This is a genomic window from Gordonia sp. McavH-238-E, assembly GCF_022348225.1.
In the GTDB taxonomy this organism is placed as follows: Bacteria; Actinomycetota; Actinomycetes; order Mycobacteriales; family Mycobacteriaceae; genus Gordonia; species Gordonia terrae.
Genome location: NZ_JAKRFE010000020.1, coordinates 61,419 through 81,171, shown reverse-complemented (window position 1 = coordinate 81,171; position 19,753 = coordinate 61,419). Strand labels below are relative to the sequence as shown.

Annotated in this window: 17 protein-coding genes and 1 pseudogene; 5 read left to right on the top strand and 13 right to left on the bottom strand. The window is 68.3% G+C overall.

The genetic code is table 11. The features are described 5' to 3' along the window. Positions 1-119: 119 nt before the first annotated feature. Positions 120-329, top strand: a pseudogene (locus tag MHN80_RS23040) (HNH endonuclease); the annotation flags it as partial. 214 nt (positions 330-543) lie between these two features. Here the strand turns inward: MHN80_RS23040 and MHN80_RS23035 are convergent. The 7 genes from MHN80_RS23035 to MHN80_RS23005 all read right to left on the bottom strand — a co-directional run bounded on the left by MHN80_RS23035 (position 544) and on the right by MHN80_RS23005 (position 10,082). Further along, on the bottom strand, positions 544-2,280 hold the full coding sequence (locus MHN80_RS23035; protein ID WP_239403799.1) for an ABC transporter ATP-binding protein: 1,737 nt from the start codon (positions 2,278-2,280) through the stop codon (positions 544-546). Beyond that, positions 2,277-4,181 (bottom strand): ABC transporter ATP-binding protein, encoded by a 1,905-nt coding sequence (locus MHN80_RS23030; RefSeq protein ID WP_101819828.1) that lies wholly within the window; start codon positions 4,179-4,181, stop codon positions 2,277-2,279. The genes MHN80_RS23035 and MHN80_RS23030 overlap by 4 nt, the downstream gene beginning before the upstream one ends. 61 nt (positions 4,182-4,242) lie before the next feature. Further along, positions 4,243-4,890, bottom strand: a complete 648-nt coding sequence (locus MHN80_RS23025) for a TetR/AcrR family transcriptional regulator (protein ID WP_004020832.1) — start codon at positions 4,888-4,890, stop codon at positions 4,243-4,245. A gap of 86 nt (positions 4,891-4,976) precedes the next feature. Then, positions 4,977-6,503: an aldehyde dehydrogenase family protein gene (locus tag MHN80_RS23020; protein WP_004020831.1), complete on the bottom strand. Its 1,527-nt coding sequence runs from the start codon at positions 6,501-6,503 to the stop codon at positions 4,977-4,979. 234 nt (positions 6,504-6,737) lie between these two features. Beyond that, on the bottom strand, positions 6,738-7,895 hold the full coding sequence (locus MHN80_RS23015; RefSeq protein ID WP_239403798.1) for an acetyl-CoA C-acetyltransferase: 1,158 nt from the start codon (positions 7,893-7,895) through the stop codon (positions 6,738-6,740). 38 nt (positions 7,896-7,933) lie between these two features. Next, complete coding sequence (locus tag MHN80_RS23010) at positions 7,934-8,773, bottom strand: SDR family oxidoreductase (RefSeq protein ID WP_239403797.1); 840 nt, start codon at positions 8,771-8,773, stop codon at positions 7,934-7,936. A 1-nt stretch (position 8,774) separates the two neighbouring features. Beyond that, the gene (locus MHN80_RS23005) at positions 8,775-10,082 is read right to left on the bottom strand and encodes an acyl-CoA dehydrogenase family protein (protein ID WP_239403796.1); all 1,308 of its coding nucleotides are present in this window, start codon (positions 10,080-10,082) and stop codon (positions 8,775-8,777) included. A gap of 43 nt (positions 10,083-10,125) precedes the next feature. On the opposite strand from MHN80_RS23005, the gene MHN80_RS23000 reads away from it, so the two are divergent. Further along, the gene (locus MHN80_RS23000) at positions 10,126-11,709 is read left to right on the top strand and encodes a FadD3 family acyl-CoA ligase (protein ID WP_239403795.1); all 1,584 of its coding nucleotides are present in this window, start codon (positions 10,126-10,128) and stop codon (positions 11,707-11,709) included. Between the two features lie 31 nt (positions 11,710-11,740). Here the strand turns inward: MHN80_RS23000 and lysS are convergent, their stop codons facing one another. From lysS to MHN80_RS22985, 3 genes are all read right to left on the bottom strand, one after another. Continuing rightward, positions 11,741-13,309: a lysine--tRNA ligase gene (gene lysS / locus MHN80_RS22995; RefSeq protein WP_156524216.1), complete on the bottom strand. Its 1,569-nt coding sequence runs from the start codon at positions 13,307-13,309 to the stop codon at positions 11,741-11,743. A 62-nt stretch (positions 13,310-13,371) separates the two neighbouring features. Next, complete coding sequence (locus tag MHN80_RS22990; protein ID WP_101819823.1) at positions 13,372-13,833, bottom strand: hypothetical protein; 462 nt, start codon at positions 13,831-13,833, stop codon at positions 13,372-13,374. Between the two features lie 161 nt (positions 13,834-13,994). Further along, positions 13,995-15,125, bottom strand: coding sequence for an FAD-dependent oxidoreductase (locus MHN80_RS22985; protein WP_239403804.1), 1,131 nt, complete (start codon positions 15,123-15,125; stop codon positions 13,995-13,997). An 82-nt stretch (positions 15,126-15,207) separates the two neighbouring features. Between MHN80_RS22985 and MHN80_RS22980 the strand changes: the two genes are divergently transcribed. Continuing rightward, positions 15,208-15,678, top strand: a complete 471-nt coding sequence (locus MHN80_RS22980; protein WP_064569752.1) for a hypothetical protein — start codon at positions 15,208-15,210, stop codon at positions 15,676-15,678. 15 nt (positions 15,679-15,693) lie between these two features. Here the strand turns inward: MHN80_RS22980 and MHN80_RS22975 are convergent, their stop codons facing one another. Further along, positions 15,694-16,659 carry a carboxylesterase gene (locus MHN80_RS22975; RefSeq protein WP_239403794.1) on the bottom strand — a complete coding sequence of 322 codons (966 nt, stop codon included), beginning with the start codon at positions 16,657-16,659 and terminating at the stop codon, positions 15,694-15,696. 276 nt (positions 16,660-16,935) lie between these two features. Between MHN80_RS22975 and MHN80_RS22970 the strand changes: the two genes are divergently transcribed. Then, the gene (locus tag MHN80_RS22970; protein ID WP_239403793.1) at positions 16,936-17,829 is read left to right on the top strand and encodes an SMP-30/gluconolactonase/LRE family protein; all 894 of its coding nucleotides are present in this window, start codon (positions 16,936-16,938) and stop codon (positions 17,827-17,829) included. A gap of 37 nt (positions 17,830-17,866) precedes the next feature. Continuing rightward, positions 17,867-18,451 (top strand): TetR/AcrR family transcriptional regulator, encoded by a 585-nt coding sequence (locus MHN80_RS22965; RefSeq protein ID WP_004020820.1) that lies wholly within the window; start codon positions 17,867-17,869, stop codon positions 18,449-18,451. Between the two features lie 38 nt (positions 18,452-18,489). On the opposite strand, the gene MHN80_RS22960 is transcribed toward MHN80_RS22965, so the two are convergent. Continuing rightward, positions 18,490-19,293 (bottom strand): type III pantothenate kinase, encoded by an 804-nt coding sequence (locus MHN80_RS22960; protein WP_239403792.1) that lies wholly within the window; start codon positions 19,291-19,293, stop codon positions 18,490-18,492. Positions 19,294-19,310: 17 nt separating this feature from the next. Next, the gene (panD, locus tag MHN80_RS22955; protein ID WP_239403803.1) at positions 19,311-19,751 is read right to left on the bottom strand and encodes an aspartate 1-decarboxylase; all 441 of its coding nucleotides are present in this window, start codon (positions 19,749-19,751) and stop codon (positions 19,311-19,313) included. Between the last annotated feature and the right edge of the window lie 2 nt (positions 19,752-19,753).

Genomic DNA, 19,753 nt, shown 5'->3' with positions numbered 1-19,753 from the left:
CCATCCCAGCGTGACCTATGGAGAGCCGGATGCGGTGAAAGCCGCACGTCCGGTTCGGCGGTGCGGCCCCGGGAAATAGCCTGCGAGCAATCGCAGCCACTACGCCCGGGGCCGACACCAACTGGGCTGACGGTGGTCCCACGGATCTGGACAACGGATGCCTGCTCTGCCAACGCTGTCATACCCAGGTCCACCACCACAGTTGGCAGGTGGTGATGGGCCCCGACCGGCACCCGTGGCTGATCCCACCCGTCGACATCGACCCCAAACGCCTACCCCGCCCCGCCTACAACCGGCGCACCATGCGACTCGACGACGCCCTCGTCTAGACGGCCCGCGCACCAGACCCTCCGGCGTCGACCCCGATGCCACACGACCTTTGACAACTCCACAGTGGAAACAGGCCCGGCCCGGCCGGGATCTCGTAGCGAGAAGATGGGTTGCAGAGTGCGCACTTTCGCTACGAAATCTCGGTAGGGCCGGGGCGATCGACCCTGAAGTGACGACCGCTCTGACCCATTCTCGCTGTCTGAAGGGGCGCGCCTACGCCGACGGTGTCAGCGTCCAGCCGGCAGCAGCGGTGCGCTGGTTCCAGAACTCGGTGTAACGCCCGCCCCGGGTGAGCAGTTCGTCGTGGGTGCCGATGTCGTCGACACCGCCCTGATCGTCGAGGACGACGATCTGGTCGGCGGCGATCACGGTCGAGAGCTTGTGCGCGATGACCAGCACCGTGCTCTGGTCGGCGAGGCGGCGGATCGACTCGGCGACGTGCGATTCGTTCTCGGGATCGAGAGCACTGGTCGCCTCGTCGAAGAGCACGATCGGGGCGTCTTTGAGCAACGCGCGGGCGATCGAGACCCGTTGCCGCTCACCGCCGGACAGCGCCGAACCGCCCTCGCCGACGACTGTGTGCCAGCCATCGGGCAGCCGGTCGACGATCGAGGTGACGCCCGCTGTCACGGCCGCGGCGCGGATCTCGTCGTCGGAAGCATCGGGGCGGCCCAGTTTGATGTTCTCCCACAACGTGTCGTCGAAGAGGTAGACGTCCTGGAACACCTGGGACAGCTGGCCCATGAGCGCACCGGTCTCCTGCTCCCGCACGTCGACGCCACCGACCTTCACGACGCCGCCGTCGACGTCGTAGAACCGGGCGATGAGGCGGAAGATGGTCGACTTTCCCGATCCGGAGGGACCGACGAGCGCCGTCATCGTGCCCGGACGAGCCCGAAGCGACACGTCGCGCAGGACCTGCGCGCCGGTCTCGTATCCGAATGCCACACCGTCGAGTTCGACGGCACCCGGCTCGGTGATCGGCGTCGGCCGCTCGGGCGCGGGCATCCGGTCGGTGTCGAGCACACCGGTGATGCGATTGATCTCGTCGGTGGACATGCGCAGCGTCGAACCGAGTTCGGCGAGTTCGCCGATCGGCCCGAAGAAGCGCGCCGCGAGCCCGAATACTGCGATCAGCAGCGCCGGTTCGATGTGACCCGCCACGGCAAGCCACGCGCCGAGGGCGAGCACGGCACTGAAGACAACCTGCACCGACAACCCGTTCAGCAGGATGCCGAGGATCGAGCGCCAGAGCATCGACTTGCCCACGCGGGCTTGCCGGCCGAGCGCGTCGGCGAGCGGCTTGTGCGCGGAGTCCGAATCACCGAAGGCGCGCAGCACCGCCTGGCAGCGGGCGAACTCCAGCACCCGGTTGTTGACCTTGACGGCCTCGGCACGCTTGCGCCCCTCGGACTTCGCGAGGAACGAGCTCGACAGCTTGCCGACGTACATCAGGAGCAGTGTCCCGACGACCATGAGCAGACCGATGCGCCAGTCGAAGAAGCAGATGCCGATGACGACCACCACGGAGCTGACCGTGTTGACCACGACCGGGGTGATGTAGTGCGCCCCGGTGCTGCCGACGAACATCGTTCCCTTGACCGCGATCTGGGAGACGTCGCCGACCCGGTCGCGGGTGAACCAGCCGAGCGGCAGCGTCACCATGTGGTCGCCGAGGCGGTGATGCAGCATGCGCATCGCGTAGAGGGCCATCGTCATGCCCTTGAGCGACTGGACGTACGCGCTGACCGCGCAGATGACGACGAGCACGGCCAACGGCCACAACCACTGTGCAGCGGCGGACAGATCACCGGTCAGCAGGTGTTCGACGATCGGGACAAGGGTGAGCATCGCCAACCCCTGCGCGATGCCGTAGACGACCACCCAGGTCAGGAAGACGACCATGCGGGCACGTTCGGAACCCAGGATCGTGTAGAAACCGCGGATCATCGTGCCACCTCGCTGCTCGCGACCGCGCCGCGCGCGATCTCCTCGTCCTGTCGGGTGGTCCCGGCCTCGTAGGCGGCCCACATCGACGCATACAGCCCGCCGCGGGCGACCAATTCGTCCTGCCGGCCCTGTTCGACGACCCGGCCCCGATCGAGGACGACGATGTTGTCCGCGTGCGTGATCGAGCCGAGCCGGTGGGCGATGACGAGCACGGTTCGCCCGACCATCAGGGTGCCGATGGCCTGCTGGATCTGCGCCTCCGACTCTGGATCGGCGAAGGCGGTCGCCTCGTCGAGGACGAGGATCGGCGTGTCTGCGAGCAGTGCCCGCGCGATCGAGACGCGTTGCGCCTCACCGCCGGAGAAGTGTGCGCCATCGCCGACCACGGTGTCGTAGCCGTCGGGTAGCTCCAGGATGCGGTCGTGGATCTGCGCGGCACGGGCGGCGTCGTAGACCTGCTCGTCGCTCGCGTCCGGACGGCCGAGCCGAATGTTGTCGCGCACCGACATCGTCAACAGCTGCACGTCCTGCAGCACGAAACCGACATGGCGGTAGAGCTCGGTGGCGGCGATGTCCCGCACGTCCACCCCACCGATGCGGACCGCGCCGGAATCGGGATCGCCGAAGCGGGGCAACAGTGTCGCGAGCGTCGACTTCCCGCTTCCGGACGGCCCGACGAGCGCGGTCACGGTGCCTTCGGCCAGTTCGACGCTGACGTCGTCGAGCGCCTTCACCCCGGACGGCACGCCGAGACGCGGCGGGTAGGTGAAGTGCACGTTCTCGATCCGCACGTCGTGTCCGGCGGGCACCTGCGGGTTGTCCGGGACGTCGAGTTCGGGCTCGGCGAGCAGCGCGGCGATACGCAGCGCCGCGGCCGAGGCCTGCTGACGGGTGTGGACCGCGGTGGACACGGTGAGCAGCGCAGTGGGCAGCACCATCGCGATCAGCGTCGAGCCGACGAGTTCGATGGGCTGGACCCACCCGTTGTCGACGAACCAGTACCCGACCCCGAGGTTGACCAGCAGGATCAAGGGCGCGCTGATCAGGACGGTGGTGACCGCCTGGACACGCAGCATCGGCCCCATGTAGCCGGCGAAGTCGTCGTTGAACTCGTCGGCGGCATCGACGAAACGCCGGTGGGCCTTGCCCGTCTGCCCGAACGTCTTCACCACGGCGACACCCGAGATGAACTCGACGATGGTGGCGCTGATCCGCGCCACACCCTTGTCCATCTTCTCCATCTCGGTCGTGAGGTCGCGAGCCATGTAGGAGTAGGTCAGGGCATACAGCGGCACGGTGGCGACGGCCAGGAGCCCGAGTCGCCAATCCAGGTAGAAGCAGTAGATCAGCGCGAAGATCGGCGAGAGCATCGCGGCCGTCGCCTCGACCGTGGCATGGGCGACCAGGTAGTGCAGATCTGCGACGTCGTTCTGCACGGACTTGCGGACCGCACCGGAGCTGGTGCGGCTGAACCAGCCCAGCGGGAGCCGACCGAGCTTGTCCGCGATGCGGATTCGAAGTTGTGCCTGGAGGTCGAGATCGGCGAAGTGGGTGATCGCGAGCGCGAGGAAGCTGAAGGCCGCGCGTGCGCCGAGTCCCGCGACGACCAGCCACACGACCAACCACACGCGACCCGAATCGACCGGCCCGGGTTCGAGCAGGATGCGTCCGAGTTCGACGATCCCGATGAACGGCACCACCGTTGCCGCGGAGGCGAAGACCTGGACGAACTGGGCGAGGAGCGTGCGCTTCTTCACCGGGGCCAGGATGTCGGCGAGGGCAGCAGCTTTCGCCTTGGACTCGGATCGGGCCTGGGCGCGCGCCGCTTTCGGATCGTCGGGTCCGGCGTCGACGTCGGACACTGGTGCAGGCGCGGCCACATCGGTTCCGCCAATTGTCATATGCGCACAATAACGGCCGGACGCTGGGAAAGGAAAGCTACCCTAACTTCGACGTGCGTGGTCAGCGCGGCAGGATGCCGTCGAGGACAACCGACAGGTACTGGTCGGCGATCGAATCGACCGACATCGAGCCGCCGGGCCGATACCACCGCACGGCAACCCACACGGTGTCGCGCATGAACCGGTAGACCAGTTCGACGTCGAGATCGGCGCGGAACTCCCCGTTCTCGACGCCGCGTTGCAGCACCGACTGCCACAGCCGGCGGAACTCGACGTTCAGCTCGGAGATGTAGGCGAAGCGTTCCTGACTCGAAAGTCGCTTCGCCTCGTCCTGGTAGATCGCGACCGCATTGCGTTCGGCGTCGATGGACTCGAACGACGCGATGACGAGACCGCGCAACGTCTCGGTCGCCGACTTGCTCGACGCCGCGATCTCCCGGTAGCGGGCGAACAGATCGTCGAGGAAGCCACGCAGGATCTCGTCGACCATCGACTCCTTGGAGTCGAAGTGGTGATAGAGGCTGCCGGACAAGATGCCGGCCGCATCGGCGATGTCTCGGACCGTGGTCGACCGCAGGCCCTGCTCGGCGAACATCTGCCCGGCCGTCGCCAGCAGCTCGTCCCGACGTGACGAACGCGCCGGAGCGTCGGCCGTACTCGCAGCGGTCCGGCCGTTCGCGTCGATCCTGGTCTGGCCTCGTGGTGACAAGCGCATCCTCCTGAGAGAGTCTGCGCTCACCCTAGCAAGCGCTTGGCCGGGACCGTCGGACGACGATCCCGGCCAAGCGACCGATGCTACGCGCCGAGGCGCTTGCGCACCTTCTTCATCGCGCGGTTGTTGAAGAACTTCCACAGCTTGAGCTGATTGTTGGTCAGCTTGGTGTCCTTGGGCAGGAACGGCGGCGACATCATCTCGGCGACGCTGACCGGCAACGTCGAGAACGCGACGGCCCGGGCATGACTGAACGTCTCGAAGCCGGTGCGGCCGTGGTAGCCGCCCATGCCGCTGTTGCCGACACCGGCGAACGGCAGTTCGCCGCTGAACAGGTGGATGGCGAAGTCGTTGCCGTTGATCGAGCCGCTGCGGGTGTTGTCGGCGAGCTTCTGGAAACGCTCGTTCTGCTCACCGCACCAGTACATGGTCAGCGGATGCGGGTGCGAGCTGATCTGGCTGATGACCTCGGACAGATCGCGGTAGGGGTACACGGTCAGCACCGGACCGAAGACCTCGTCCTCCTCGATCTTCATGCCCGCCTTGACGCCGGTGAGCAGCGTCGGCGGGATCTTGCGGCGCTCGGCATCCGGCAGCGGCTCGCCACCGGGGATCACCTGCCGCTTCGTGGCGCCGAGTTGCTCGGCGTCGTCGATGAGCCCGAGGATGCGCTCGTAGTTCTTCTGGTTGATCGTCGAGGTGAACTGATCGTTGTCGATGATCGTCGGGAAGTTCTTGGTCCAGCGCGCGACGACCTTGTCGGTGAACTCACCGAGCTTGGCCTCGGGGACGAAGACGTAGTCCGGGCACAGGCACACCTGGCCGCCGTTGACCATGCGGGCATCGGCGAGCATCGTCGCGGCCTTGTCGATGTCGGCGTCGATGTCGACAACCGCCGGGTTCTTGCCACCGAGTTCGAGGGTGACCGGGATCAGGTTCTTCGCGGCCTCCTGGGCCACCGAGGCACCCACCCCGGGCGAGCCGGTGAAGAACATGTGGTCGACCTTGAGCTTCGCGAAGTCCGAACCCGAACCGTGCTTGGAGGTGGCGACCGCCAGCTCCTCGATCGAGAAGTAGTTCGGGGCATGCTTGGCGATCACGTCGGTGGTCTTCGCGGTCACCGACGACGGGCGCAGGATGACCCGGTTGCCGGCCGCGAAGGCCGAGCCCGCGGGCACGATCGTCAGCTGCAGCGGGAAGTTCCACGGCCCCATGATGGCGACGACGCCGAGCGGGTCGTGGCGGATGCTCTGCTTGTAACCGAGCAGGCCCTGCACCTTGGCGACCTTGGACTCGGCCATCCAGTCCTTGACGCCGCGGCGCTGATGCGCGAGGTCGATCATGCAGCCGGCGACGTCGGCGGCCAGCGACAGCTCACGCGGGCGGGAACCGAAGTCCTCGGCCAGCGCTGCGGCGATCTCGTCGGCGTTGTCGAGCAACAGGGCCGCCAGCCGCGTGATGCGGTCGATGCGGGTGTCGGCGTCGGGAATCCCGTCGCGCAGGAACGCCGCGCGCTGGATCTCGACCAGTTCGGTCAGCGTGTGCGCCTCCGACGAGACGCCACGCGTCGAAATCGCGTCGGTGCCGGTGTGTTCAGCAGGCTTGGTCATCGAGATCCCCTCAGCTAGGTCGTGCTGCACCCATGTGCGGCGTTGGAACGAAACGGTCCGCCTGTCCCACACAATAGTATGCGCCAGGTCACACCCACATGTGGGCACGCCTGTTGTCAGAATGCTACGACCCCGAGACCGAAACGTCGAGGGGGTGAACGCTCAGCCCAGCCGCTCGATGATCGTGACGTTGGCGGTCCCGCCGCCCTCGCACCCGCGGCTGACCGCCGAACCTCAGCCCAGCCGCTCGATGATCGTGACGTTGGCGGTCCCGCCGCCCTCGCACATCGTCTGCAGGCCGTAGCGGCCGCCGGTGCGCTCGAGTTCGTTGAGAAGGGTGGCGAACAGCTTGGCGCCGGTGGCGCCGAGGGGGTGGCCGAGGGCGATGGCGCCGCCGTTGGGGTTGACCTTGGCGGGGTCGGCGCCGGTCTCCTTGAGCCAGGCGAGCACGACGGGTGCGAAGGCCTCGTTGATCTCGACGACGTCGATGTCGTCGATGGACAGTCCGGTCTTGTCGAGCGCGTACTTGGTGGCGGGGATGGGCGCGGACAGCATCATCACGGGGTCGTCGCCGCGCACGGACATGTGGTGGATGCGGGCGCGCGGGGTGAGGTTGTGTTCTTTCAGCGCGCGCTCAGAGACGACGAGGGTCGCCGAGGAACCGTCGGCGATCTGCGAGGCGACGGCGGCGGTGAGGCGTGAGCCCTCGGCGAGCACCTGGAGGCCGGCCATCTTCTCCATCGAGGTCTCGCGCGGGCATTCGTCGACGACGCAGTCGCCGAGCGTGACGTTCTCCCTGTCGAACTTGCCGTCGGCGATGGCCGCCCGGGCACGCTCGTGTGATTGCAGGGCCCAGCGCTCCATGTCCTCGCGGCTGATGTCCCACTTCTTGGCCATCATGTCCGCGCCGAGGAACTGCGAGATCTGCGCATCCCCGAAGCGCTCCTGCCAGCCCGCGGATTCCGCTGTGGGCGTCGTGAATCCGAAGTCCTTGCCCGCGATCATGGCTTGGGAGATCGGGATGGCGCTCATGTTCTGCAGACCACCGGCGACCACGATGTCCTGGGTGCCGCTCATGACACCCTGGGCGGCGAAGTGGATCGCCTGCTGACTGGAACCACACTGACGATCGACGGTGGTGCCGGGCACCTCGAGCGGGAGACCCGCGGCGAGCCAGGCGGTCCGCGCGACGTTGCCGGCCTGCCCCCCGATGGTGTCGAGGCAGCCGAACACCACGTCGTCGACGGCTGCCGGGTCGATACCGGTGCGCTCGACGAGGGCGGAGATGATGTGGGCGCCGAGATCGGCGGGGTGGGTCTTGGCCAGCGAGCCGTTGCGCTTGCCGACCGGGGTGCGGACGGCGTCGACGATGTAGGCCTGGGGTGTGGTCATGGTCGGTGCTCCTTGGATCGGTGGAAGTCGGTTGCGCGTCAGGCGCGTTGGCTGGAGATCGAGACGACCTCGCCGGTGAGGTAGGTGGTGTAGTCGCTGGCCAGCATCGCGACGGTTGCGGCGACCTCCCACACCTCGGCGGCGCGTCCGTAGGCCTCGCGGGAGGCGAGTTCGTCGAGGAGGTCGTCGCTGGTGACCTTCGCGAGGAACGGATGTTTGGCGATCGACGGCGCAATCGCGTTGATGCGTACCCCGACGTCGGCGGCTTCGAGGGCCGAACACCGGGTCAGGGCCATCACCCCGGCCTTGGCAGCGGCGTAGTGCGCCTGGCCGCGCTGCGCCCGCCACCCGAGCACCGACGCGTTGTTGACGATGACGCCGTTGTGGTCGACCGATCCGAAGTACCTCAGGGCAGCACGGGTGGCGCGGAAGGTACCGGTGAGCGTGATGTCGAGGACCCGGTCCCATTCCTCGTCGATCATCTCGGCGACCGGGGTCTCCCCACCGAGTCCGGCGTTGTTGACCAGCACATCGATGCGCCCGAGTTCGCTTGCGGCATCGGTGATCAGCGCATCGACCTCGGCGGTGACCTGGACATTGCACGTGCGCTGGGCGACTGTACGGTCGGGGAACTCGGCGGCCAGCTTCTCGGCCGCCTCGCCGAGGCGTCGTTCGTGCCAGTCGCTGATGAGCACATCCGCACCCTCGAGCAGGGCGCGCCGGGCTGACGCGAAGCCGATACCCGTTCCCGCGGCGGCGGTCACCACGACCTTCTTGCCCAGCAGCAGGTCGTGCCCGCCGATCTCGGCGGGCGGGGTGGCGAGCGGCGAGAGCGCTCCGCCCGGCGCGTGGGTCCCGTTGACATCGACTCCGGTCATCTCAACGTGCCTCTCGGGGTAGGCCGAGCACCCGCTCGGCGATGATGTTGCGCTGCACCTCGTTCGATCCGCCGTAGATCGTGTCGGCGCGGGTGAACAGGTAGAGCCGTTGCCATTCGTCGAGTTCGACGTTCTCCGGATCGGTGATGTCGTTGGCCTTGCCCTCCGCGGTCGCGGCCGGACCGATCAGCGAGGGTGCGCCGACGACGTCCATCGCGAGCTCACCGAGATCGCGATGCCAGTTCGCCCACAACAACTTCGACACCGACGCCGCGCCCGCTGGATTGGGCCCGCTCGCTCCGCTCCCGGCGCCCGCTTGCGAAGTCACGTCGCCACCGAGCGTCCGTTGGGCGTGCGCCCGCATGACGGTCAGTCCGATGTCGGCGCGCGCGAGGCGCGATGCGATCTCCGGATCGTCCAGCGCCCCGTTGACCCGGGCGAGGTCGGTGAGATTGCCCAGCTCGCGCGCGAATCCGACCTGCTGGCCCAGTGTCGACACTCCGCGTTCGAACTGCAGCAGTCCCATCGCGACCTTCCAACCGTCGCCGGGTTCGCCGACGATCAGATCGGCCTCGGTCTCCGCGTCGTCGAAGAACACCTCATTGAATTCCGAAGTGCCGGTGAGCTGTTGGATCGGACGCACGGTGATGCCCGGCTGGTCGAGCGGAACCAGCAGGAAACTCAGGCCGGCATGTCGCGACGATCCCTTCTCGGTGCGCGCGATCACGAACACCCACTGCGCGACATGCGCGAGCGAGGTCCAGATCTTCTGGCCGTTGATGATCCACTTGCCCGAGCCGTTCGACTCGTCGAGGCGTGCGGACGTGGACACACCCGCGAGATCCGAACCGGCGCCGGGCTCGGAGTAGCCCTGCGACCACAGTTCGGTGACATCGACGATCCCGGGCAGCAGACGCCGCTTCTGCTCGTCGGTGCCGTAGGCGATGAGCGTGGGGCCCAACAACTCCTCGCCCAGGTGGTTCACCCGCGCCGGCGCGTTCGCGCGGGCGTATTCGCGGTGGAAGATGATCCGCTGCTCGAGCGTCGCTCCCCGACCGCCGTACTCGACCGGCCAGCCGATGCAGGTCCAGCCGGCGCGGGCGAGGTGACGGTCCCATTCAAGGCGTTCGGCGAAGAACTCGTGTTCGCTACCGGGGCCGCCCCGACCCTTCAGATCGGCGAAGTCGCCCGTCAGGTTCTCGTCGAGCCACGTCCGCACCGCGGCCGCGAACTCAGTGGTGGCGTTCGGCGTCGATTTCGCCCATTCACCCAGGTCGACGGCACGATCGGCGAGATTCGTCGTGGTCATGAGCGCTAGCATAACGCACCAAGCAAGTGCTAGGTTGGGGCGCATGGCGCAGACCTCTCTGCACGAGACTCTCCCCTCACCCACCACACCCGCCGCCGTACGTCGCGCAGCGCACACCTGGGCCGACCGTATCGCTCTCGTCGACGCGCAGTGGGCCCCTTCGTCGCATCCGCGCCTCGAGTTGACCTGGGCGCAGCTGCACGGCGCGGTGCGCACCTTCGCCGGTGCGTTGGTGGCGTCGGGCATCCAGGCCGGGGACCGGGTCGCGATCTGGTCACCGAACAGTTTCCACTGGCCGATCGCGGCGCTCGGCGTCCACTACGCGGGTGCCACACTCGTTCCGCTCAACACCCGCTACACCGCGGGCGAGGCGGTCGAGATCGTCGAACGGTCGGGGTCCCGCGCCGTCATCGTGTCCGGCGAATTCCTCGGAGCCGACCACGCGTCGGAGCTCCTGCGCGATCACCGTGCGTCGATGCCGGATCTGGTCGTGCGGGTGCCGCTGACCGACGGCACGACCGCCCCCGACGGCGCCGTCGACTGGCATGAGTTCCTGGATCGGGCGACCGACGACGCACAGACCGAGGCCGACCGTCGCGCCGACGCCGTCTCCCCCGAGGACATCTCCGACATCCTCTTCACCTCCGGGACGACCGGAAAGTCCAAGGGCGTGCTGGCAACTCACCGACAGACCCTCACCGGGTCGTACGGGTGGGGCGCGAACGCGGGACTGCACCCCGGTGACCGCTACCTGATGGTCAACCCGTATTTCCACACGTTCGGATACAAGGCGGGCATCCTGCCGAGCGTCCTGTTCGGCGTGACGATGTTGCCGCTCGCCGTGTACTCACCGGAGCAGGCGATGACGCTCGTGTCCGACGAACGCGCAACGGTCTTCCCCGGCGCACCCACGATCTTCCAGACCATCCTCGACGACCCGAAACGCGCCGACCACGATCTGTCCAGCCTGCGCATCGTCATCACCGGCGCCGCGATCGTGCCCGTCGTCCTCGTCGAACGCCTCCAGCAGGACCTCGGCGTGGACACCGTCATCACCGCCTACGGCCTGACCGAGGCGAGCGGCTTCGTGTCGACGTGCACGCCCGACGACGACGACACGACGGTGGCCACCACCTGCGGGCGGGCGTTCCCGGGCATGGAGATCCGGCTCTCCGACGACGGCGAGGTGCTCGCCCGCGGAGACATGGTGATGGTCGGCTACCTCGACGATCCCGACGCCACCGCTGCGACGATCGACGCCGACGGATGGCTGCACACCGGTGACATCGGGACCATCGACGAGCGCGGCAACCTGAAGATCACCGACCGACTCAAGGACATGTACATCTGCGGTGGGTTCAACGTCTACCCCGCGGAGATCGAGCAGACCCTCGCCCGGATCGACGGTGTCACCGAGTCGGCGGTCGTCGGCGTCCCCGACGACCGGCTCGGCGAGGTCGGCCGCGCCTACCTGACGGTCCGCGCGGACGCCGACCTCGACGAGGACCGTGTGATCGCCTACGCCAAGCAGCATCTCGCGAACTTCAAGGTCCCCCGGTCGGTGGTCTTCGTCGAGCAGTTCCCCCGCAACGCGGCGGGCAAGATCCTCAAGCGCAACCTCACCTGACCCCACCCGGGATTCCGCTTCGAAATCCCGGTCAGGAGCGGGGCTTCACCAGGGGGAAGAGGATGGTGTCGCGGATGCCGAGGCCGGTGAGGGCCATCAACAGACGGTCGATGCCCATCCCGGTGCCGGTGGTCGGCGGCATGCCGTACTCCATCGCGGCGAGGAACTCCTCGTCGAGGACCATCGCCTCGTCGTCACCGGCGGCGGCCAGGCGCGCCTGGTCGGCGAAACGCTCGCGCTGGATGACGGGGTCGACGAGTTCGGAGTAGCCGGTCGCCAACTCGAAGCCGCGCACGTAGAGGTCCCACTTCTCCACGACGCCGGTCACCGACCGGTGCGCGCGGACCAGTGGCGAGGTCTCGACCGGGAAGTCGCGGACGAAGACCGGGCGATCCAGCTTCTCACCGACCATGTGTTCCCAGAGTTCTTCGACGAGCTTGCCGTGGCCGTACCCCTTGTCCTTCGGGATCTCGAGGCCCACCCGTGCCGCGATCGCGAGCAACTGGTCGACGGTGGTCTCGCCGTCGGCGCCCGCGGGGACGATCTGCTCACCGAGTGCCTCGGACAGCGACGGGTACATCTCCAGCGCGGTCCACTCACCGGACAGGTCGTAGGTGGAACCGTCCGGCATGGTCGGGGTCTGGGTGCCGAGCGCCGCCTGCGAAACCTCTTGCACGAGTTCGCGGATCATGACGGCGGAATCGTCGTAGGTGCCGTAGGCCTGATAGGTCTCGAGCATCGCGAATTCCGGCGAATGGGTGGAGTCGGCACCCTCGTTGCGGAAGTTGCGGTTGATCTCGAAGACGCGCTCGATGCCGCCGACCACACAACGCTTGAGGAACAGTTCCGGTGCGATGCGCAGGAACAGGTCGATGTCGAACGCGTTGGAGTGCGTGACGAACGGTCGCGCCGCCGCACCGCCGTGCAGGGTCTGCAGCATCGGGGTCTCGACCTCGAGGAAACCTCGACGGCCCAGGGCCGCACGGAGTTCGGCGATCACCGAGATCCGGGTCCGGGCGATGCTGCGCGCCTCCGGACGCATGATGAGGTCGACGTAGCGCTGCCGCACGCGGGTCTCCTCGTTCATGTCCTTGTGGGCGACAGGCAACGGACGCAACGACTTCGACGCCATCTGCCAACCGTCGGCCATCACCGACAGTTCGCCGGTGCGCGAGCTGATGACCTCGCCCGAGATGAAGACGATGTCTCCGAGGTCGACCTCGGACTTCCACCGCGCCAACGCGTCCTCGCCGACGCCGTTGAAGCTGACCATCGCCTGCAGCTGGGTGCCGTCGCCCTCTTGCAGCGTCGCGAAGCACAGCTTGCCCTTGTTGCGCAGGAAGATCACGCGCCCGCTCACGCCGACGTGTTGTCCGGTCTCGGTACCGGCCTCGAGGTCGGGATAGGCCGCGCGGATCTCACCGAGGCTGTGGGTGCGCGGGATCGCCACCGGGTAGGCCTCGCGACCCTCGGCCAGGATCCGCTCACGCTTCTCGCGGCGGATCCGCAACTGCTCGGGAGTCTGCTCGTCGGTCGCTTCGGGCGTGGCGGTGCTGGTCGGGCTGTCACTCACCCCACGCACCCTATCGGGGCCGGTCATCGACTCCCAACTCACCGCCCGGCCGTGATCGAGGCCACAACCGGGTCGTGCCGGGCGCGGGTTCAGCTCTCGTGTGCGGAGATGACGGCGAGGTCGTCGGGGCGGATCCGGCCGTTGACCCGTGCCGACCGCATCCGACGGTGCCCGCCGACGACGAACACCGCACCGTGCACGCCACGCGCCTGCAGGTGCCACGCGAGCCATTCGGCCTCGTGCCCGTCCTCGCTGACGAGAATCCATCGCGACTCCGGTCGGGCGGCGCGCAGGGAATCAGGGGTGTCCGGCGTGAGCCGGTCGAGAACCTCGACCGCATCGATGGCGAGGGCACCGAACAATGCGCCGTCGAGCTGACGGCGCCGGTGGGAGCGGACGTCGACCGGGATCGCGCCGGCGGCGACCGCGGACGCGTAGTCGTCGACCCGCAGGGACAACGGCGCACGGGGTGCCGGGGCGACAGTGGGCGGCGCAACGGAGAACACCGAGGCGGGCGAGGTGACAGCAGAAGAAGCAACCGAAGCGGTCATGAGGAGATGTCCTGATGTGATCGAGATCGAGCGGGGAGCGCGAAGTAGGGCAGCCGCAGACGCGGTACTAGCCCCGACAACACTCCTGACAGCTCATGATCACGGCGACGAGTATGCCACAGCCCGCCCCGACCGGCCAGACCCCGATCGGACCGACGACGTCACACTTCCGGCGGCTCCCACCGCTGCACGCGTCGCATCTGCGCATTGAGGACGGCGTCGGGCGTCATGCGCAGGGCGAGGTCGCGGGCCCGGACCGCCGGCCCGGCGCGCATCTGGCCGACCCGGCCGACCATCGACGCCTGCCGCGCGATCCGTTGGGTCCGCGGGCGCCGCAGCTCGTCGTAGACCCGCAACGTGTCGTCGAGACCGCCGGGACCCGACCTGCGCAACAGGGCCACCAGGGTGGCCGCGTCCTCCATCGCCTGGTTGGCTCCCTGACCCAGATTCGGCGTCATGGCATGCGCGGCGTCGCCGACGAGGACGCACCGCGATCCGACGAACGTCGGCAGGGAGGCGGCGAGTTCCTCGATCGGGAGATACCCGACGTCCGCCGGGTCGGTGGCCTCGAGCAACTCCCCGATCGGCCGGTGCCACCCCGAAAACCGTTGCCGCACTTCGTCGAGACCGTCGTCAGCGCCGTCTCCTGTGGTCGACACCGAGGCGAACCAGTAGACGTGTCCGTCCGGCAGCGGCGCGATCCCGAACCGCGCCCCACGACCGGTCGTCTCACCCGCGGCGTCGACCCTCACCGGGGTCGATGTGACAGCTCGCCAGGCGGAGTAACCGCACCGCCGGACGCCCGGGTCCGCGACGACCGCGGGCCGCACCCGGCTGCGGAGGCCGTCGGCGCCGACGATCAGATCGCAGTCACCGATCTCGGTTCCATCGGCCAGGCGCACAAGTCCACTCCCGGGCGAGATGTCGTCGACACCCGATCCTGTCCGGATCTCGACGTCGTCGGTCACCGCGGCGAGCAGGCCCGCGTGGAGGTCGGTGCGGCGCACGACGCGCATGTCGACCAGTGACGCCGGGTCGAATCGGCTGAGCCACCGGCCGTCCGGCGTCCGGGTCCCGCTTGTCAGCTGGGTCGGCGCGACGGCGTCGCCGAACACCGACCCGAGCCTGAGCGACTCGAGGGCGCGGACCCCGTTGGCGAACACGCTCAGACCCGCCCCGCCGCCCCGTACCTCAGGTGCCCGCTCCACGACGGTGACGCGCGCCCCGTTGCGTGCCAGACCGGCTGCGGTGCACAGCCCGGCGATCCCCGCACCCACCACCACGACCTTCATGACTTTCTTCTCCACATGGAGAAGAAGGATAGCAGATACACTTCTCCAGGTGGAGAAATCGACGACTGCATCGACTCGCGACGTGCTGCTCGACACCGGCATCACCCTCATCGGCACCCTGGGTATCCGCCAGGCGTCCGCACGCGCCGTCGAAGACGCGGCGGGAGTGCCACACGGGAGCGTTCGGCATCACTTCGGCGGGCTGAGCGGCTTCCTCGCGGCTCTCGTCGAGCACGTCTTCACCGCTGACCGCGCCGCCGACGGCGAGTCGACGCGCGAGGTGATCGCCCGCTGGTTGGGCACCGACCGGATCCGCACCCGGGCGCGCTACGAACTCATGCTCCTGGCGACACGCGACGAGGAGCTGCGCCGGGCCATGGTCGGACACCGCGACCGCTATGTCGAGGCGCTCGTCGACGGCGGGCTGCCCCGCACCGAGGCCCGCCAACTCGTCGCCGCGCTCGACGGCCTGGTCCTCGACGCACTGCTGCGGGACTCCGACGGCACCGACGCCGACCACGATCCCACTCCCCTGCTGCGCGCGTTCCGCTGACACCGGCAGGCGTGTTCACGCCTCCCCGACGAGATCGGCGGCCAGCGCACGCAGATGTGCGGCCAACTCGTCGACGCCGGGTTGTTCGACCGGGAAGTGCCCACACCCGGTCAGCAGGTGGATGTCGGTACGCGCCGCGATCCGTCGCGCGAAGCGCACACTGACCTCCGGCGGTGTCCAGGAGTCGGCCGCCGGGTGGACCAGCAGCACGCGCGGACCCCGGTACTCCTCAGGGGCCGGCACCTCGTGGGTCATCAGGTCGGCCAGGAATCCCAGCGAGACCGACGATCCGGCACCCAGCCGGTCGTCGAGGCAGGCCCGGGACAGTGCCGGGTCGAGACTCATCGCGGACATCGGCGCCACCCAGCGGATCGGGAATCGCACCCGCGCGAGTGTTCCGAGGCGCGCGAGCACCGGCATCAGCGGGGAGAGTCGCCCGAGCATCGGGGTGCGCGCGACTGCTCGCCGCGCGTCGGGATCGCCGGCCAGATCCAGCAGGCAGGTCGCGACGACCGCGGCGACCCGCCCGGTACGGTTCGCGACCTCGTAGGCGAGCATGCCGCCGAGGCTCGCACCCAGCACGACGAGGGGCCGCGGATCGTCGTCGGTCTCGGCCACCACGAGGTCGCAGACCAGATCGATCCAGTCCTGGTGGCGAACCCGCCCGGGGTCGGCGACCCGCGTACGGCCGTACTGCGGCAGATCGGGAGCCAGCACCTCGTACCCCTCGTCGGCGAGGACCGCACCCAGCGGCCAGACCAGGGCGCTGTGTCCGCCACCTCCGTGCAGCAGCAGCACGCGCAGTGGGGCCGCGTTCCGGCGCGCCCGCAGGATGTGCACATCCACCTCCCCGCACGGCCGGTCGGAGCTCGACGGCCAGGCCCACCAGCCGGATTCGGCAGCCACCCCGGTGGCTGCGGACCGCCACGGTTCGGGCAGGAAGCGAAGGTAGGATTCGGGCGTTCCGGATTCGCGGATCATGCATCCATCGTCGAACCGGAGAAGTCCACCGGCAACTCGCATTCCACCGACGTCGAGAAGATGCGAAACATACTCGGCGGCACCGGTCTTCGTTCACCGTCGGCCTACTTCTCGGGCACTCACTCAGCTTCTCGACGTCGGGGAGCACGGAGCCGACGTCCACCGCATCGCCGAGAATGTCGGACTGCGACGAGCTGCGACGCGATAGCGTGTGGGCCGACGGTGAGGCGGTGGGCGATGCGAGGGTCTTCGCGAGTGGGTGCGGTGGTCGTGGTGATGGCGTCTGTGGTTCTGGGACTCCAGCCGACGACGGCCGCGGCGGCGCCCGGATGCGCCCACGTGACGGTGACCGAGGTCGTTCCGTCGTCGACGCCGACCGGATGGTCGGAGAACGTCGGCTACGACGCCGACGGAAACCTGTGGGTGTCGCGGATTCTCGAGAACGTCGTCGAGAGACGTGACCAGCGGGGCCGGGTCACGGCTCGCGTCCGCGTCGAGTCACCCGGCGCCGTCCGTCTCGGCCCGGACGGTCTCCTCTACATCGCCGCTGGCGACTCGCCGGTCAACATGCTGCCCGGGTCTCCGCTGGTCGGCAAGGTCCTGCGGATCGACCCGCGTTTGCCCTCCGCGCCGGCGAGCGTCTTCGCACGCGGACTGGGTATGCCGAACGGGCTGGCCGTGGACCGCACCGGCGACGTGTACGTCTCCGACGGGCGACTCGGGGTCGTGCGGATCCGCCCCGACGGTTCCATCGATCGCGCCTGGTCGGCCGCGGCACCGAAGAACCTGACTCTCAGTGCCACGATCAACGGAACCGGGATCAACGGCGCCGTGATCGTCGGTCGGGACCTGTATGTCACGCTGACCATGAGCGCAACGGGTCGCGTGCTGCGTGTCCCGCTCGCCGATCCCGCCGCCTCCTCCGTGGCGGCCGATCTCACCACTCCGCTGCCGGGTGTGCTCGACGATCTCACCGCGGTCGGCCCCGGACAGCTCGCGGTGTCGTCGACCACCGGCCAGGTCCACCTCGTGGACGTCGGGACCGATCGGATCTGCACCACGAACGTCGGGCAGCCGGTGACCGCCCTCGCCGTGATACCCGGATCGACCGGTCGCCTCGTGGCCGGGACGGAATCGGGGGCGCTGCTGACCCTGTCGATCGGCCGCTGAGTCCACTCCTCCGCCGCGAACGCGAGATACCGAACAGATGCGCAAAAGACCACGGCAACAACGCTCTTCGTTCACCGTCGAGACGATCCTCGAGGCGACCACACAGCTCCTCGACATCGAGGGCGCGGAAGTGACGACCAACCGCATCGCGGAGAAGGCCGGGGTGTCGGTGGGGTCGATCTACCAGTACTTCGGCGACAAGCAGGCGATCTTCGACGAACTCGCGCGGCGCCACCTCGACGACGCCGACCGGGCGATGACCGCGGTGCTCGACGACAATCCGGTGGGTTCCAGTCCATGGCCGGAGGTGCTGCGCGCCGTGATCGAGGTCGCGGTGCGCGAGAACTCGACACACGGTCGTGCCCATGGGCGCCTGCGCGAACTGGCCGATCCGGCACGCCTGGCCGCCGGGTACACCGCGCTCGTGGACACCCTGATCGCTCGGCTGACCGCCTACCTCGTCGCCGACGGTTGGACCGTGGAGTCCGCGGCGGTGGACCTACGGCTCGCGTTCGCGGCCGTCGATGCCCAGGTGCATCAGCTGGCCGGCACCGAGCTGACCGGCGACGAGCTGACCGACCGAGTCAGCGCCTACACCGAAGCCGCGCTCCGCGGGCGCTGACCACAGCGCCGGCGGCCGACCGCCTCGAGATGCGAGAATCACTTGCCGCGCCGCGGGTTGGCCTTGGCCCGTTCGTGGACCAGGCGCAGCCCCTCGAGGGTCAGATGCGGGTGATGGTCGGTGAGCGAACGACATTCGTCGAACATGAGCGGGGCGAGGTAGCCGGTCGCGACCACGGTCACGTCGTCGCCGCCGAACCCCGGGACGGTGTCGCAGACACGGTCGACCAGTCCGTCCACCTGACCGGCGAAGCCGTACAGGATGCCCGACTGGAGCGCCTCGACGGTGTTCTTGCCGAGCACGCCGCGCGGCGGCATCAACTCGACCTTCCGAACCGTGACCGTGTGTTCGGACAGCGCCTCGACGGCAAGGTTCACCCCGGGTGCGATCGCCCCGCCGAGGAACTCGCCCGACGCCGAGATCGCATCGACGACCGTCGCCGTGCCGAACGCGACCACGATGCAGGGCCCGCCGAATTCATGATGGGCGGCCAGACAATTGGAGACCCGGTCGGTACCGACCTCTTTGGGATTGTCGACCAGGAGCGGAACACCGGTGCGCACGCCGGGTTCGAGCAGCACATGCGGACCGTTACCGAAGTAGCGCGGCACCATCACCCGGAGCTCGCGGAGCAACGACGGCACCGTCGACAACGCACTCACCCCGGTGACCTGGTCGATGTCGTCTCCGAGCATGCCCCGGAACGCCCAGGCCAATTCGTCCGCGGTGTAATGCGGGTCGGTGTGAATCCGCCAGTCGCGCACCAGTCGCGCGTGGTCCCCCACCCCCGCATACACGCCGAGATGGATGTTGGTGTTCCCGACGTCGACGGTGAGCAGCATCGAAAGTCGTTGCCGTGTCAGAGCGAGGCGTCGGCGAAGACCGGACCGTCGAGGTGCCGGGGGTCGAGCAGCCCCGACCCCTCGGGCACATCGGCCGGATCGTCACCGGTCGTCACGATCCGGTTCTGCGCGTCCACGAACACGACGTTCGGCGAGTACTCCCGCAACTCCGCCGCGTCGAGCATGCTGTAGGCGATGATGATGACGAGATCACCCGGATGGACGAGATGTGCTGCCGCACCGTTGATCCCGATGACACCACTGCCGGGTTCGCCGGCGATCGCGTAGGTCACCAGGCGGGCGCCGTTGTCGATGTCGACGATGGTGACCTGTTCGCCCTCGAGCAGGCCCGCGGCGTCGAGCAGGTCGGAATCGATGGTGACCGAACCGACGTAATGTAGATCGGCCTGGGTCACGGTGGCACGGTGGATCTTCGAGGTCATCATGGTGCGCAACATGG